The sequence below is a fragment of the Burkholderia sp. L27(2015) genome, assembly GCF_009765705.1.
Lineage (GTDB): Bacteria > Pseudomonadota > Gammaproteobacteria > Burkholderiales > Burkholderiaceae > LMUX01.
The window spans coordinates 107,718-124,360 of the sequence record NZ_LMUX01000008.1 but is presented as its reverse complement, the minus strand read 5'-3'; the positions used below and the strand labels follow the sequence as shown (position 1 = coordinate 124,360).

General features: G+C 59.3%; 14 protein-coding genes. All 14 read left to right on the top strand.

Annotated features, from left to right (window positions below; all coding sequences use genetic code 11):
• Positions 1-104 precede the first annotated feature (104 nt).
• The 14 genes from gyrA to rfaD all read left to right on the top strand — a co-directional run bounded on the left by gyrA (position 105) and on the right by rfaD (position 16,576).
• A complete protein-coding gene (gene gyrA / locus GSQ77_RS03575) occupies positions 105-2,798 on the top strand; it encodes a DNA gyrase subunit A (RefSeq protein ID WP_158899133.1) in 2,694 nt (897 codons plus the stop codon).
• A gap of 176 nt (positions 2,799-2,974) precedes the next feature.
• The gene (locus GSQ77_RS03570; protein WP_158899131.1) at positions 2,975-3,568 is read left to right on the top strand and encodes a DUF2059 domain-containing protein; all 594 of its coding nucleotides are present in this window, start codon (positions 2,975-2,977) and stop codon (positions 3,566-3,568) included.
• A gap of 191 nt (positions 3,569-3,759) precedes the next feature.
• Entirely contained in the window at positions 3,760-4,836 is a 1,077-nt protein-coding gene (serC, locus tag GSQ77_RS03565; protein ID WP_158899129.1) for a 3-phosphoserine/phosphohydroxythreonine transaminase, read from the top strand.
• Between the two features lie 32 nt (positions 4,837-4,868).
• Positions 4,869-5,987, top strand: a complete 1,119-nt coding sequence (gene pheA / locus GSQ77_RS03560) for a prephenate dehydratase (protein WP_158899127.1) — start codon at positions 4,869-4,871, stop codon at positions 5,985-5,987.
• 9 nt (positions 5,988-5,996) lie between these two features.
• Complete coding sequence (locus GSQ77_RS03555; RefSeq protein ID WP_158899125.1) at positions 5,997-7,040, top strand: prephenate dehydrogenase/arogenate dehydrogenase family protein; 1,044 nt, start codon at positions 5,997-5,999, stop codon at positions 7,038-7,040.
• A gap of 14 nt (positions 7,041-7,054) precedes the next feature.
• Positions 7,055-8,380 carry a 3-phosphoshikimate 1-carboxyvinyltransferase gene (gene aroA, locus GSQ77_RS03550; protein ID WP_158899123.1) on the top strand — a complete coding sequence of 442 codons (1,326 nt, stop codon included), beginning with the start codon at positions 7,055-7,057 and terminating at the stop codon, positions 8,378-8,380.
• Positions 8,377-9,090 carry a (d)CMP kinase gene (gene cmk / locus GSQ77_RS03545; RefSeq protein ID WP_158899121.1) on the top strand — a complete coding sequence of 238 codons (714 nt, stop codon included), beginning with the start codon at positions 8,377-8,379 and terminating at the stop codon, positions 9,088-9,090. The genes aroA and cmk overlap by 4 nt, the downstream gene beginning before the upstream one ends.
• Before the next feature lie 83 nt (positions 9,091-9,173).
• Entirely contained in the window at positions 9,174-10,949 is a 1,776-nt protein-coding gene (rpsA, locus tag GSQ77_RS03540; protein WP_174246385.1) for a 30S ribosomal protein S1, read from the top strand.
• Between the two features lie 24 nt (positions 10,950-10,973).
• Positions 10,974-11,297, top strand: a complete 324-nt coding sequence (locus tag GSQ77_RS03535) for an integration host factor subunit beta (RefSeq protein WP_158899117.1) — start codon at positions 10,974-10,976, stop codon at positions 11,295-11,297.
• A 246-nt stretch (positions 11,298-11,543) separates the two neighbouring features.
• On the top strand, positions 11,544-11,831 hold the full coding sequence (locus tag GSQ77_RS03530; protein WP_158899115.1) for a lipopolysaccharide assembly LapA domain-containing protein: 288 nt from the start codon (positions 11,544-11,546) through the stop codon (positions 11,829-11,831).
• 162 nt (positions 11,832-11,993) lie between these two features.
• Positions 11,994-13,169 (top strand): lipopolysaccharide assembly protein LapB, encoded by a 1,176-nt coding sequence (gene lapB, locus GSQ77_RS03525; protein WP_158899113.1) that lies wholly within the window; start codon positions 11,994-11,996, stop codon positions 13,167-13,169.
• 50 nt (positions 13,170-13,219) lie between these two features.
• The gene (locus tag GSQ77_RS03520) at positions 13,220-14,605 is read left to right on the top strand and encodes a UDP-glucose/GDP-mannose dehydrogenase family protein (RefSeq protein WP_158899111.1); all 1,386 of its coding nucleotides are present in this window, start codon (positions 13,220-13,222) and stop codon (positions 14,603-14,605) included.
• The gene (gene rfaE1 / locus GSQ77_RS03515; protein WP_158899109.1) at positions 14,602-15,573 is read left to right on the top strand and encodes a D-glycero-beta-D-manno-heptose-7-phosphate kinase; all 972 of its coding nucleotides are present in this window, start codon (positions 14,602-14,604) and stop codon (positions 15,571-15,573) included. The genes GSQ77_RS03520 and rfaE1 overlap by 4 nt, the downstream gene beginning before the upstream one ends.
• 10 nt (positions 15,574-15,583) lie before the next feature.
• Positions 15,584-16,576 carry an ADP-glyceromanno-heptose 6-epimerase gene (gene rfaD / locus GSQ77_RS03510; protein WP_158899107.1) on the top strand — a complete coding sequence of 331 codons (993 nt, stop codon included), beginning with the start codon at positions 15,584-15,586 and terminating at the stop codon, positions 16,574-16,576.
• Positions 16,577-16,643 lie beyond the last annotated feature (67 nt).

Sequence of the window (16,643 nt, the reverse complement as noted above, 5' to 3'; positions counted from 1 at the left end):
TTACCCATCAGTAAGCTCAGGGCGAAAGTGGGCCGCGTGTTAAAATCGCAGAGATGCTCGCCTGTGGTTGGCCTATCGTGCCAGCCCGTTCATAGATACGGATAATGGATCAATTCGCAAAAGAGACACTGCCCATCTCCCTAGAGGAGGAAATGCGCCGCTCCTATCTCGATTACGCGATGAGCGTGATCGTGGGGCGCGCGCTGCCTGATGTGCGCGACGGTCTCAAGCCAGTTCACCGGCGTGTGTTGTTCGCAATGCATGAGCTCAATAACGACTGGAACCGCGCTTATAAGAAATCCGCGCGTATCGTCGGCGACGTGATCGGTAAATATCACCCGCACGGCGACACCGCCGTGTACGACACGATTGTCCGCATGGCGCAGAATTTCTCATTGCGCTACATGCTGGTCGACGGGCAGGGCAATTTCGGCTCGGTGGACGGCGATAACGCGGCGGCAATGCGTTATACCGAAATCCGCATGGCCAAGATTGGCCACGAGTTGCTGGCCGACCTCGACAAGGAAACGGTCGATTTCGGGCCCAACTACGACGGCAGCGAGCACGAACCGCTGATCATGCCTGCGCGGCTGCCCAACCTGTTGATCAACGGGTCCTCGGGTATCGCGGTCGGCATGGCCACCAATATTCCGCCACACAACCTCAACGAAGTCATCGACGGGTGTCAGTACGTACTGAATCACCCGGAAGCGACGATCGACGAGTTGATCGAGATCATTCCGGCGCCCGATTTCCCGACGGCCGGCATTATCTACGGCATTGCCGGCGTGCGCGAAGGCTATCGCACCGGCCGTGGCCGGGTGGTGATGCGTGCCACGACCCACTTCGAAGAAATCGATCGCGGCCAGCGCAACGCGATCATCGTCGACGAGCTGCCGTACCAGGTGAACAAGCGCTCGCTGCTGGAGCGCATTGCCGAGCTGGTCAACGAGAAGAAGATCGAGGGCATTTCCGACATCCGTGACGAGTCCGACAAGAGCGGCATGCGTGTCGTGATTGAGCTCAAGCGCGGCGAAGTGCCGGAAGTGATCCTGAACAATCTGTACAAGAACACGCAGTTGCAGGACACGTTCGGCATGAACATGGTCGCGCTGGTCGACGGCCAGCCGAAGCTGCTGAACTTGAAGCAGATGCTCGAATGCTTCCTGTCGCACCGTCGCGAAGTGATCACGCGGCGTACCGTGTTCGAGCTGCGCAAGGCGCGCGAACGCGGTCACGTGCTCGAAGGGCTGGCCGTGGCGCTGGCCAATATCGACGAATTCATCGCCATCATCAAGGCGGCTCCGACGCCGCCGCTGGCGAAGCAGGAGTTGATGACCCATTCGTGGGATTCGCAGACCGTGCGCGACATGTTGGCGCGTGCCAGTGGCGATACCCCGGATGGCTACGCGGCCTATCGTCCGGATGGCTTGAACGCGCAGTTCGGCATGCAGCCCGACGGCTTGTACCGCTTGTCCGACACCCAGGCGCAGGAAATTCTGCAGATGCGCTTGCAGCGTTTGACCGGCCTCGAGCAAGACAAGATCGTGACCGAGTATCGCGAAGTGATGTCGCAGATCGCCGATTTGCTCGATATCCTCGCGCGTCCGGAGCGGATCAAAGTGATCATCGGCGACGAGCTTGCCGCGATCAAGGAAGAGTTCGGCGACGCACGTCGTTCGCGCGTCGAAATGAACGCTACCGAGCTGAATACCGAAGACTTGATCACGCCGCAGGATATGGTCGTGACGATGTCGCATGCCGGCTATGTGAAATCGCAGCCGCTTTCCGAATATCGCGCCCAAAAGCGTGGTGGACGCGGCAAGCAGGCGATTTCGATGAAGGAAGACGACTGGATCGAGACGTTGTTCGTGGCCAATACCCACGATTACATCTTGTGCTTCTCCAATCGCGGCAGGGTTTACTGGATCAAGGTATACGAAGTGCCACAGGGTTCGCGCAACTCGCGTGGCCGCCCGATCGTGAACATGTTCCCGCTGCAGGACGGCGAGAAGATCACGGTGGTGCTTCCGGTGCGCGAGTTCTCGGCGGACAAGTACATTTTCATGGCGACCTCGCTGGGCACCGTGAAGAAAACCCCGCTGGAAGCCTTTAGCCGGCCGCTCAAGAAAGGTATTATCGCGGTGGGCCTGGACGAAGGCGATTTCCTGATCGGTGCCGCCATTACCGATGGCAAGCACGATGTCATGTTGTTCTCCGATTCCGGCAAAGCGGTGCGTTTCGATGAAAACGACGTCCGCCCGATGGGTCGTGAAGCGCGCGGCGTGCGTGGCATGCAGCTCGAAGAGGGGCAGCAGGTGATTGCACTGCTCGTTGCCGAAAGCGAACAGCAATCGGTGCTCACGGCGACGGAAAACGGTTATGGCAAGCGCACTCCGATCACCGAGTACACGCGTCATGGGCGTGGCACCAAGGGCATGATTGCGATTCAGACCTCAGAGCGTAACGGTAAAGTGGTGGCGGCAACGCTGGTCGAGCCGGAAGGCGAGATCATGTTGATTACCACGGCTGGTGTGCTGATTCGCACCCGGGTTTCAGAGATCCGCGAGATGGGTCGAGCGACTCAAGGTGTTACACTCATCAGCCTCGACGAAGGCACCAAGTTGTCCGGCTTGCAGCGTGTAGCCGAGACTGAGGCCGAAATCGATGTCGAAGGTGAGGCGGATGATGAATCCGGCGCGCCGGCTACTCCGGCGGCCGACACATCAGCGGCAACCGATGCACCGGATGCTTCCGATGCACCTGATTCACCCGACGCGTCGAAGGATGCCGAGTAACACAGACGGATAGCAGATTAGGCGGTAAGCATCGGTAACCGGCGCTCGAGCACTTAAATGAGCTTGGACGTCGGCGATGCATCCGAAACGAAACATATCCCTTAAAATGGTCGCCGCACGCAACCGCACAGCGTGAATTTGCGGTGGATGTTGAACTGATTTCTCTTGGAGCGAAGATGCAAACACGATTTAAACAATGGATGATGCTGGCGCTGTTCGTACCGACCCTGGCTATGGCACAAGCTCTGACCGATCAGTCGGCTCCGGTTGCCGCCGGCCCGATGGATTCGGACAAGCAAGCCGCCATCAAGGATCTGCTGACCTCGATCGACGCGGACAAGCTGGTGGGCGCCATTGCTAATAGCGCACAAGTGCAAGCCAAGCAATTGGTGCCGGCGATCCTGTCGGATGCATTGACCGAAAACAAGACGCTCACCGACAAGCAGAAGCAAGCTTCGGTGCCGGCGCTGCAGAAGAACACCGTGCCCAAGCTGGTGAACGATGCGGGTACCGTGTTCCAATCGGATCAATTCCACAAGGACGCGATTCAGGCTCAGTACGACGCCTACGGCAAGTACTACACCACGGCTGAAATCAAGGATCTGACGGCGTTCTATCGCAGCACGACCGGCCGCAAGTTCATCCAGGTTCAAGACCAGGTTGGCCGCGATATCGTGAACGGTTTGATGCAACGTTACATGCCGCAATCGATTCAATCGACGCGTGCAGAAGCTGACAAGGAAGTGGCTGACGTCAAGCCGGCCAAGTAATTGGCGCTTGGGTACTCGTCGCGGTTCGGCGGGTACCGTATCAAGCACAGCAGTTCAGCAGATGCAATAATCGGTGAGCTGCATCGCGGCTGAGCTGCTTTGGCGGCACGCAGTTCGCCACGATTATAAAAAAACGCCGGCGCAACCAGCCGGCGTTTCGTTTTTTTCAAAAGACTTTACGCGGAGAACCCATGCGCGCGTTCAATTTTTCACCTGGTCCGGCTGCCGTGCCGGTGGAAGTATTGCAGCAGGCTGCCGAAGAAATGCTCGATTGGCGCGGCTGTGGGATGAGCGTGATGGAAATGAGCCATCGCGGTCGTGAGTTCACCGAGATTCACGAGACGGCGCTGGCCGATCTGCGCGAACTGCTGCAGGTTCCGGCTAACTATCGTATTTTATTCATGCAAGGCGGCGCGCTGGCCGAAAACGCGCTGGTGCCGATGAATCTGCTCGGCAAGCACGACACTGCCGATTATGTTGTCACGGGCTCGTGGTCGGAGAAGTCGGCCAAAGAGGCCGCTCGCTACACACGCGTGAACATCGCCGCGTCGACCGAAGGCAACTACACGCATGTCCCGGCGTTCGATCAGTGGCGATTGTCCACCGACCCGGCCTACGTCCACATCTGTTCCAACGAGACCGTGAGCGGTGTCGAGATGTTCGAGATTCCGGACTTTGGCGCGATTCCGCTGGTCTCGGATGTGTCTTCGCACCTGCTGTCGCGTCCGATGGACGTGACGCAATTTGGCGCGCTCTATGGCGGCGCGCAGAAAAACGCGGGGATCGCCGGCTTGACCGTCGTGATCGTGCGTGACGATATGCTCGATCGCGCGCTGCCGATTTGCCCCAGCGCGTTCGAGTGGCGCACCGTAGCCCAGAATAATTCCCTGTACAACACCGCACCGACATTTCCAATTTATATTGCTGGCCTAGTATTCAAATGGCTCAAGCAATTGGGCGGTTTGGCGGAAATGGAGCGCATCAACGTCGCAAAAGCGACCTTGTTGTATGACGCGATCGACGCGAGCGATTTTTATATCAATCGCGTGGCGCGGCCGTTCCGCTCACGCATGAATGTACCGTTTTATCTGGCTGACGAAAGCCGGAATACCGAGTTTCTTACCGGCGCGCAAGCGCACGGGTTGTTGCAGCTGAAGGGCCATAAGTCCGTCGGCGGCATGCGGGCATCGATCTATAACGCGGTGCCCATCGAAGGCGTTAAAGCGCTGGTCGATTACATGAAGGAATTCGAGCAACGCCACGCGTAACGTGGCCCCGCCATCCTTTTTTTGACGACTGCATGAACCAAGAACCTAAATCCGAGCTGTCCGCTGCGGCGGATGCCGAGCTCAACCAGAAGTTGCTGCCTTTGCGCGCGCGCATTGATGCGCTGGACGCGCAGTTGCTTGCTTTGCTGAACCAGCGCGCCGCAGTGGCGCTGGAAGTGGGCGAAGTCAAAAAACATCTGAACGCGCCGGTTTTTCGCCCGGAACGCGAACTGCAGGTGATTGCCGGCCTGCAGAACGCGAGCCGCGGACCATTACGCGACGACCATATCGCAATGATCTGGCGCGAAATCATGGCGGCCAGCCGCTCGCTCGAGAAAAACCTCAGCGCGGCATTCCTGGGGCCGGAGGGCACGTACAGCGAACTTGCGATGCGTGCGCATTTTGGCCATTCCACCCAAGGTGTGCCTTGTCCGTCGATTGACGAAGTATTCCGTGCGGTCGATGCAGGAGCCGCAGATTTTGGTGTGGTGCCAGTAGAAAACTCCACCGAAGGCGCGGTCTCGCGCACCTTGGACTTGCTGCTGCAATCGCCACTGACGATTTCGGGCGAGGTGGCGCTGCCGATCCAACACAACCTGATGACCTTGAACGGCACGCTCGATGGCGTCACCACGGTCTGCGCGCACGCGCAAGCACTCGCGCAGTGCCAGGGCTGGCTGACGACGCACGCGCCGCAACTCGAACGCCGCGCGGTTTCGAGCAACGCGGAGGCGGCACGGCTCGCTGCGGGCGATGCGACGATCGCCGCGTTGGCGGGTGAACATGCTGCGTCTCGTTATGGTTTGCAGATTGCCTATCCCATGGTCCAGGACGACCCGCACAATCGCACCCGTTTTGTGGTGATTGGCGGCGTGCCTACAGCACCCAGCGGGCGGGATCAGACTTCGCTGATCTTGTCGGTCAAGAACGAGCCGGGTGCGTTGTTCCGCATGCTCGAGCCATTGGCCCGACATGGCGTGTCGATGACGCGCTTTGAGTCGCGTCCCGCCCGCAGCGGCACGTGGGACTATTATTTTTACATCGACCTCGAAGGGCACCGGGACAATTCGCCGCTGGTCGCTGCATTGGCTGAACTCGAACACACCGCCGCCTTTATCAAGATCCTGGGTTCGTACCCCCGGGCTGAATAAGGCCCGACTGTGCAGACTATCTCTTTCAACAAAATAGTCATTTTCGGGGTCGGCCTGATCGGCGGCTCGCTGGCGCTGGCTTTGCGGCGCGCGGGGTGGACGGGCACGGTGGTCGGGGTCGGACGCACGGCGACGTCGCTTGCCCGAGCGCGGGAGTTGGGTGTGATCGACGAGGCCCTGGCGCTGAATGATCCTGACGTGTTCAGGGCCGCAGCCACGGGCGCAGACTGCATCATTTGTGCGGCCCCGGTCGCACAGACGTTGCCACTGCTGCAGGGTCTGGCGCCGTGGCTGGCGCCGCACACCATCGTGACCGATGTCGGCAGCACCAAATCGGACGCCGTCGCCGCTGCGCGTCTGGCTCTCGGGGCCAAGGTCGGCCAATTCGTGCCGGCTCATCCTATCGCGGGCCGCGAGGCGAGCGGTGTGGACGCCGCGCTCGCCGATTTATACGTTGGGCGCAATGTCGTGTTGTGCCCGTTGCCCGAGAACGCTGCAGCCTCCATCGCGAGTGTTGCCGCCATGTGGACGGCTGCCGGCGCAAACGTTGCACAGATGGGCGCGGCTGAGCATGACGCGGTTTTTGCTACGGTCAGCCATCTGCCTCATATGCTGGCGTTCAGTTTTCTCGAACATATCTTGCGTAGTGCCGACTCCGCGCATAGGTTGAATTATGCGGGCAGCGGATTTCGCGATTTCACCCGGATTGCCGCGGCCAGCCCTGAAATGTGGCGGGATATCTCGTTGGCGAACCGCGTTGCACTGCTTGAGGAAATCGACGGCTACCGCACGGTGCTCGATGAACTGCGGGGCTTGATTGCAGCAGGGGACGAGGGCGCAATGAACGCGTTGTTCGCGCGCGCCAGCGCCGCACGTTCCTCCTGGGGCGAGCGCCAGGCCGCTTCCGGCGCCGCTGCGGGCGGTATAGCGAGTTCAAGCGCGGATTCAGGTGCAGGTTTCGCATCCGGTTCAAGCGCGGTCTCTACTGAGCCTTTATCCGCGGCTGGCGTTACCAAGCCACGTTCCGACACCGGCGACAAATTTTCAGAATAACGATCGATAGCTCAATGAAAACACTGGATTTAGGACCGTTCGATCGTGCCGCTGGCGTGGTTCGTCTGCCCGGCTCGAAAAGCATTTCCAACCGCGTGCTTTTGCTGGCCGCCCTGGCGGACGGTACGACGGTAATCGATAACCTTCTGGAGTCGGACGACACGCGCGTCATGCTCGATGCGTTGAAGGCGTTGGGCGTGAACTGGGTGCGGGACCGGGTACAGGACGGCGAGCAATACCGCGTCAGCGGCGTGGGCGGCGTGTTTCCGGTCAAAGCGGCCGATCTGTTCCTGGGTAATGCTGGCACAGCCGTGCGCCCGCTCACGGCCGCATTGGCGATGAGCGGCGGCGAATACAGGGTGTCCGGCGTGTCGCGCATGCATGAACGGCCGATTGGCGATCTGGTCCACGGCCTTCGCCAAGTGGGCGCCCATATCGACTATTTAGGCCAGACGGGCTTTCCGCCGCTGGCCATTCATCCGGCGCAACTCGCCGTCGAACGCCCGCTACGTGTACGTGGCGACGTATCCAGTCAGTTTTTGACGGCGCTTTTGATGGCGCTGCCGCTGGTTGCCGCGAACGGTGCGACGATCGAGATCGAAGGCGAATTGATCTCCAAGCCTTACGTCGAAATCACGATCCGCTTGATGGAGCGGTTCGGGGTCGAGGTGAAACGTGACGGCTGGGCCCGTTTCCAGGTGCCCGCGGGCGCCCATTACCATACGCCGGGCCGTTTTTCGATCGAAGGTGACGCTTCTTCTGCGTCATATTTTCTCGCCGCCGGCGCTATCGGCGGCGGCCCGGTGCGGGTCGAAGGGGTGGGGCGCAGCAGCATCCAGGGTGACGTGAAGTTTGCCGAGGCGCTGAACCAAATGGGCGCCAACGTGATGATGGGCGAGAACTGGATCGAAGTGCGTGGTGTCGATCGCGAAACCGGCCGATTGACCGCGCTCGATCTCGATTGCAATCTGATTCCGGATGCCGCGATGACCTTGGCGATTGCCGGCCTGTTCGCCGACGGCACCACGACGTTGCGCAACATCGCCAGCTGGCGAGTCAAGGAAACCGACCGGATCGCCGCGATGGCCACCGAATTGCGCAAGCTCGGCGCGCACATCGAGGAGGGCGCCGACTATCTGCGGGTCACGCCTCCCGCCGTGTTGCTGGGCGGCGCCGCCATCGATACTTACGACGACCACCGCATGGCGATGTGCTTCTCGCTCGCCAGCTTGGGCGGCGTGTCGATCACGATCAACGACCCGAGCTGCGTCGCCAAGACGTTTCCAGACTATTTCGAGCGCTTTTTGACGATCGCCGGCTCAGCTCAGGGTTCGCTATGAGCGTGGTCACTCACTACTCAGCCACCACCCCCGCGCCAGTCGTCACCATCGACGGTCCTAGCGCGTCGGGAAAAGGCACGGTGGCCCAGCGAGTCGCCGATGAATTAGGGTTCCACTACCTGGACAGCGGTGCGCTTTACCGACTGACCGCGTTAGCGAGCACGCGGCATCACATCGCCATTGAGCAAATCGATGCGCTAGCCGAGGTGGCCGGGAATCTGCAAATCGCGTTCCGGGGCGATGCGGTGTTGCTCGAGGGCCACGACGTTGCGCACGAAATCCGTGCCGAGGCCATCGGCAACCGCGCTTCGGCGCTGGCGGTGCACGGCCCGGTGCGAGCCGCACTGGTGGCCCGGCAAAGGGCTTTTCGTGCCGAACCCGGGCTGGTGGCCGACGGGCGGGACATGGGCACGGTGATCTTCCCCGACGCGACACTCAAGGTATTTCTGACCGCGAGCCCCGAGGCACGTGCCGAGAGGCGGTATAAGCAATTGATCGGAAAAGGTTTTTCTGCTAATATTGAAAACCTGCTCAAGGATTTGCGGGAACGCGATGCGCGCGACAGCAGCCGCACAACCGCTCCCTTGAAGCCCGCGCACGACGCCATTACGCTCGATACATCGGCGCTGTCAGTCGATGAAGCCGTCATTACCGTGATCGGCTGGTTTGAAGCGTTGACCCGTGGGCATGGGATACACCATAAGCCGTAAATAAGCAGTCAGTACCTGTTGCCGTACCCGTAGTGTTCCGCCTGGTCGTGCGTGCGGAATGTGTTTTTAACCCTTAACCCCGTATGACAGTGAGTGTTACGGCCTTCCAGCCATTAGCAGGCGCTCCTGACGTACAACTTTCGATCTTTATGTCCGACCTTCAAACCTCTACTCCGAATACCGAATCTTTTGCGGCTCTTTTCGAAGAGTCGTTGTCCCGCCAAGACATGCGCGCAGGCGAAGTTATTTCCGCCGAAGTCGTGCGTGTCGACCACAATTTCGTGGTCGTGAATGCGGGACTGAAATCCGAAGCTTATATTCCGCTCGAAGAATTCCTGAACGACGCGGGTGAAGTTGAGGTGCAAGCTGGCGACTTCGTGTCGGTTGCCATCGATGCGCTGGAAAACGGCTATGGCGACACGATTTTGTCGCGTGACAAAGCGAAGCGTCTCGCTTCGTGGCTGTCGCTGGAAAAAGCGCTCGATAACAACGAACTCGTTACCGGCACGATCACGGGTAAGGTTAAGGGCGGCATGACCGTCATGGTCAACGGCATCCGTGCATTCTTGCCCGGTTCGCTGGTCGATACGCGTCCGGTTAAGGACACCACCCCGTACGAAGGCAAAACCCTCGAATTCCGCGTCATCAAGCTCGACCGCAAGCGCAACAACGTTGTGCTGTCGCGTCGTGCCGTGATTGAAGCGACTCAGGGTGAAGAGCGCGCCAAGTTGCTCGAAACGCTGAAGGAAGGCGCAATCGTTGAAGGCGTGGTCAAGAACATCACCGACTACGGCGCATTCGTTGACCTCGGCGGCATCGACGGCTTGCTGCACATCACCGACATCGCATGGCGTCGTGTGCGTCACCCGAGCGAAGTGCTCACGGTGGGCCAGGAAGTTACCGCGAAGATCCTCAAGTTCGACCAGGAAAAGAACCGCGTCTCGCTGGGTATCAAGCAGCTGGGCGACGATCCGTGGGAAGGCATTTCGCGCCGTTACCCGTCGGGCACGCGCCTGTTCGGCAAGATCACCAATATCACGGACTACGGCGCATTCGTTGAAGTCGAATCGGGCATCGAAGGTCTCGTGCACGTGTCTGAAATGGACTGGACCAACAAGAACGTTGCCCCGAGCAAAGTGGTTCAGCTCGGCGACGAAGTCGAAGTCATGGTTCTGGAAATCGACGAAGACCGTCGTCGTATCAGCCTGGGCATGAAGCAGTGCAAGCCGAACCCATGGGACGACTTCAGCCGCAACTACAAGAAGGGCGATAAGCTGTCGGGCGGGATCAAGTCGATCACCGATTTCGGCGTGTTCATCGGCCTGCCGGGCGGCATCGACGGCCTGGTTCACCTGTCCGACTTGTCGTGGACGGAAACCGGCGAAGAAGCGGTTCGCAAATACAAGAAGGGCGACGAAGTCGAAGCCATCGTGCTTGGCATCGACGTCGAGAAAGAGCGTATTTCGCTCGGTATCAAGCAGCTCGATGGCGATCCGTTCAGCAACTACGTTGCAATGAACGACAAGGGCGCGCATGTGACCGGCACCGTCAAGACGGTAGATGCGAAGGGCGCTGTGATTGTTCTGTCGGGCGAAGTGGAAGGTTATCTGCGCGCGTCGGAAATCAACAACGACCGCGTCGAAGATGCTCGCAACGTCCTGAAAGAAGGCGAAACCGTGAATGCTGTGATCATCAACATCGATCGCAAATCGCGCGGTATCAACCTGTCGATCAAGGCAAAAGATGCGGTAGAGACGCAGTCGGCGATGCAGAAACTGCAATCGGACAGCTCGGCAGCCAGCGGTACGACCAATCTTGGCGCGCTGTTGAAGGCCAAGTTGGACGGGCAGAGCCAGTAAGACCGGCTCGCTGGCGCGCGATCTATGACCAAATCCGAATTGGTCGCTCATCTGGCAACGCGATTTCCGCAACTTGTCCTCAAGGACGCGGATTTCGCGGTGAAGACGATGCTCGACGCGATGTCCGAGGCACTTGCCCGAGGCCATCGTATCGAGATTCGCGGTTTCGGCAGCTTTGGGCTGAACCGCCGTCCTTCGCGTGTTGGGCGCAACCCGAAATCGGGCGAGAAAGTGCTGGTGCCGGAGAAATTCGTGCCGCATTTCAAGCCGGGTAAGGAGTTGCGTGAACGCGTCGATCGGCGGGCAGGCGAGCCATTGAAACCGGATAGCGTGAGCGACGATACGTGAAGCGGGCTGACGTCCTAGGATGTCACGCTGTATCTTGTTGAAAGAAAAAAGCGCCAGCGGGCGCTTTTTTTATTTGTGGATTCTGCCGCTCGTGTGGCTGTCTCGGGAAATAGCAGTCCTTTCCTTTACAATAGAGGGTCTGTAGAAGGGCGTCGCACAAAGCCCCTTTAGCCTTTCTAGGCGCGCTTGGTGTCATGCGCATACGATTCCCCATTCGTCCCCATGGGCAACTACGGAGTCTCGAGCATGAGGTTTTTCGTCTGGCTGATCCGAATTCTGGTGCTTCTGGTGTTGTTGGTGCTAGCGCTTAACAACACCCAAGATGCGACGCTGAATCTGTTTTTGGGGCACGTGTGGATTGCGCCGCTGATTCTTATTGGGTTCGCGTTCTTCGCGGCGGGTTTGCTTGCGGGATTGCTGTCTGCTGCCCCCGCGTTGTTTCGTCACAAGATGGAAAACGGACGTCTGAAGCGTGAATTGAAGAAGACGCGCACGACGGTCGTGGTTCCCGATCAACAGCCGCCGTTAATGTGAGTGCCCGAGGGCTCGCGCACGAAGTTCGCGCGTGAGGTCCGCGCTGAGTCCGCGTTGAATCTGCGTTGAATCTTATTAACCGATGTTCTACCAAGCCATGCCCGGCAGTGCGCCAGCGATTGAATTGGATCTCGCGCACGCGTACGGGCTGCTCAAGCATTCATGGATCTAGATTACTGGTGGCTGCTTCTTATCCCCGTTATTTTCGGCCTAGGCTGGATGGCCGCGCGCTTCGATTTGAAGAATCTGCTGTCGGAAAGCGCCAATCTCCCGCGCTCCTATTTTCGCGGCCTTAACTTCCTGCTCAACGAGCAGCCCGATAAAGCCATTGATGCTTTTATCGAAGTGGTCAAGCTCGACCCTGAAACGACCGAACTGCATTTCGCATTGGGCAATCTGTTTCGCCGACGCGGTGAAACGGAACGCGCAATCCGGGTCCATCAGAATTTACTCAAACGCGCCGATCTTCCCACCAACGAACGCGATCACGCGCTCTATGAATTGGGCCAGGATTTTCTCAAGGCCGGATTGCTGGACCGTGCGGAAGAAACGTTCAAGGAAATCAGCGTTGGGCTTTACGCGGTGGGTGCGCAACGCGCCTTGCTGACAATTTTCGAGATCGAGAAAGACTGGCGCCGGGCCATTAGCTCGGCGACCGACCTCCAAAATGCGGGCGTGCAGTCCTACGGCAAGGAAATCGCACAGTTTTATTGCGAGCTTGCACAAGAGGCACTACAGGCCAAACAGCCCGATCAGGCTCGCACCGAACTCGGCCGCGCGCTCAAAGCCAATAGCGGCAATGTGCGTGCCACCATCCTGCTGGGCGAAGTCGAGCAGGCCGCAGGCGACCATACGGCGGCGCTCGCGTATTGGGAACGCGTCGAGCAGCAAAACCCGCAATATCTGCCGCTGGTGGCCGAGCGCATCATGCAAAGTTACCAGGCGATCGGGCGCGAGGCTGACGGGGCTAAAATGCTCGCAGACTATATCGATCGATATCCTTCCACGGATCTGCTGGATGTGGCGTTCAAGTATGTGTCGGCATTGCACGGCAGCGACGCCGCGCATAGGCTCGCGCGTACGCAGATGCAAAAGTCGCCGACCGCTGCGGGCATGATCCGGTTGTTCGACGCTCAAATCGCGCATGCCGAAGAGCCGCTCCGCTCGGAGCTCGAACTGATGCGTAACCTGGTATTTCAACGGACCAAGAATCTACCGCGCTATACCTGCCAAAGCTGCGGTTTCAGGGCTCGGCTGTTTTACTGGCAATGCCCGGGTTGCAGCGGCTGGGAAACCTACGCGCCGCGGCGGGTCGAGCCGATTGCGAACGTCGCCTGAAAAGTCACCGCGACGGTTTAAAATCACGTTTTTCTTCAAGCTGAATTTATATGAAAATCACCATCATTGGCACGGGTTATGTGGGTCTGGTCACAGGCGCTTGCCTTGCCGAGCTCGGTAACGACGTATTTTGTCTGGATGTCGATCCGCACAAGATCGAGATTCTGAACAACGGCGGTGTGCCTATCCATGAGCCGGGCTTGCAGGAAATCATTATCCGCAACCGTGCCGCTGGGCGAATTCAATTTTCTACCGATGTCGCCGCCAGTGTTGCCCACGGTGAGGTGCAATTCATCGCCGTAGGCACGCCGCCCGATGAAGATGGTTCGGCGGACCTGCAATACGTGTTGGCGGCCGCCCGCAATATCGGCCGCCACATGAGCGGCACCAAGGTCATCGTCGATAAATCGACCGTGCCGGTCGGCACGGCGGGGCGCGTTACCGCGGCAATCGCCGACGAGCTCAAGCAGCGCGGCGCGAGCCACGTGTTTTCGGTGGTTTCCAATCCGGAGTTTCTGAAGGAAGGCGCGGCTGTCGACGATTTCATGCGTCCGGACCGGATCGTGCTTGGTTGCGACGAGGACGAACTCGGTCAACTGGCACGCGAAAAAATGAAACGGCTCTACGCACCGTTCAACCGCAATCACGAACGCACGATGTACATGGATGTCCGTTCGGCCGAATTCACCAAGTACGCGGCCAACGCGATGCTGGCGACGCGCATTTCGTTCATGAACGAAATGGCCAATCTGGCTGACCGCGTAGGGGCCGATATCGAAGCGGTACGTCGCGGTATCGGCTCGGATCCGCGCATCGGCTACGACTTTCTGTATGCCGGCTGCGGCTACGGCGGCTCCTGTTTCCCCAAAGATGTCCAGGCGCTGGTGCGCACGGCGAGCGAGTACGACCAGCATCTGCATATTTTGCACGCGGTCGAAGCCGTCAACGATGCGCAAAAGAAGGTGTTGGTGGACAAGATCAAGCGCCGCTTGGGCACCGATCTGACGGGGCGGCACTTTGCGGTTTGGGGTCTCGCATTCAAGCCCAATACTGACGATATGCGCGAAGCGCCAAGTCGGCCGCTGATCGCCGCGTTGCTCGAATGCGGCGCTTCGGTGAGTGCCTACGATCCGGTTGCGCTGAATGAAGCGCGGCGCGTCTTCGAGTTGGATTTGCAGGATCGGCCCGAGCAACAAGCTCGCTTGCGGTTTGCGAAAACGCAGATGGAAGCGCTCGATGGTGCCGATGCGCTGGTGATTGTCACCGAATGGAAGGCGTTCAAGAGCCCCGACTTCGTATTGCTCAAACAGAAACTGAACACGCCTCTGATATTCGATGGACGCAACCTTTACGAGCCGGCTGCGATGACCGAGTTGGGCGTTGAATATTATGCGATTGGCCGCGCCAACGTTGAAGGTGCCGGAGCTCCGGCATGAGTGTCGCCAGCCTTTTGCCGGGTGTGCCCGGTGTGCCGGTCGTGCCGCGTGCGCAGCTTGCCGCGGCTCGCGTGTTGATCGTCGGCGATGTGATGCTGGACCGTTACTGGTTCGGCGACGTCAACCGTATTTCGCCCGAAGCGCCGGTTCCGGTCGTACATGTGCAGCGCACGGAGGAGCGGCTTGGTGGCGCAGCCAATGTGGCATGCAATGTGGCGGCGCTCGGCGCGCACGCGGGGCTGTTATGCGTCGTGGGCGTGGACGAACCAGGGCAACGCATTGTCGAGCTGCTGCAGGAAAGCCAGGTCAAGGCGCATCTGCAGCGTGATCCGAACCTGCCCACCACGATCAAGTTGCGCGTGCTGTCGCGGCAGCAGCAGTTGTTGCGCCTCGATTTCGAGAACACGCCCAATCACGAAGTATTGTTGGCCGGTCTCGCCCATTTCGACGGTTTGCTGCCCGACTACGACGTGATTCTGCTATCCGATTACGCCAAAGGCGGGTTGACGCATGTGACGCGCATGATCGAAAGCGCGCGCGGCGCCGGCAAAACCGTGCTGGTCGACCCGAAGGGCGACGATTGGGAGCGTTATCGGGGCGCATCGCTGATTACGCCGAACCGTACCGAACTGCGTGAGGTGATCGGGCGCTGGCAATCCGAAGCCGATCTCGAAAAGCGCATCCATGCGTTGCGCCGCGAGCTCGATTTTTCCGCTTTGTTGTTGACGCGTTCGGAAGAGGGCATGTCGCTCTACAGCGATCAAGGCGTGCTGCATGCGCCGGCCGAAGCACGCGAAGTGTATGATGTTTCGGGCGCTGGCGACACGGTGATTGCGACGGTAGCGACGCTGCTGGCGAGCGGTGTAGCGCTGGTTGACGCAGTGGGGTATGCGAATCGGGCCGGCGCGATCGTTGTCGGCAAGCTGGGTACGGCGACCGTCACGTATGACGAGTTGTTTCCGGCATAAAGGAAGTTTCATGACTATCATCGTTACCGGCGCAGCCGGCTTTATCGGCAGCAACCTTGTCAAAGCGCTCAACGATCGCGGTGAACGCGATGTCATCGCCGTCGATAACCTGACGCACGCCGACAAGTTTCGCAATCTGGTCGATTGCGAGATAGCCGACTACCTCGATAAAACAGAATTTGTCGCCCGTTTCGCACGCGGCGACTTCGGCACCGTGCGCGCTGTGTTTCACGAAGGTGCTTGCTCGGACACGATGGAAACCGATGGCCGCTACATGATGGATAACAATTATCGTTATTCCAGCGAGTTGCTCGACGCTTGTCTCGCCCAACGCGTGCCATTCCTGTATGCGTCGTCGGCTGCCATCTACGGCGGCTCGGACGTTTTCCGCGAAGAGCGTGAGTGCGAGCGGCCGCTGAACGTGTACGGTTATTCCAAGTTCCTGTTCGACCAGCGTGTGCGACGCATCATGCCCGGTACCGCCAGCCAGATCGCGGGCTTTCGCTACTTCAATGTGTACGGGCCGCGCGAGTCTCACAAGGGGCGCATGGCGTCGGTCGCGTTTCACAACTTCAACCAGTTTCGCGCCGACGGACGAGTGAAGTTGTTCGCGGAATACAACGGCTATGAACGCGGTCAGCAGACTCGCGATTTCATTTCGGTCGAAGACGTCGTGAAAGTCAAACTGGACTTTCTGGATCACCCCGAGCGTTCAGGTATTTTCAATTTAGGTACGGGCCGTGCTCAGCCTTTCAACGATATCGCCAAGAGCGTGATCAATACCTTGCGAGCGACCGAGGGCAAAGCGCCGCTGTCGCTCGAGGCGTTGGTCGAGCAGGGGCTGATCGAATACATCCCCTTCCCGGATGCGCTGCGCGGCAAGTATCAATGTTTCACTCAAGCCGATCCGCAGCACTTGCGGGCGGCCGGCTACACCGCACCTTTCCTGACGGTGGAGCAGGGCGTCGAGCATTACGTACATTGGCTGATCGGCCAGCTGTAAGCGGCGTACCCTGCGCGTTACATTGAGGACTCGTTCAGTTGTCTCGCATGCCTTGCCAGGCGCGTGC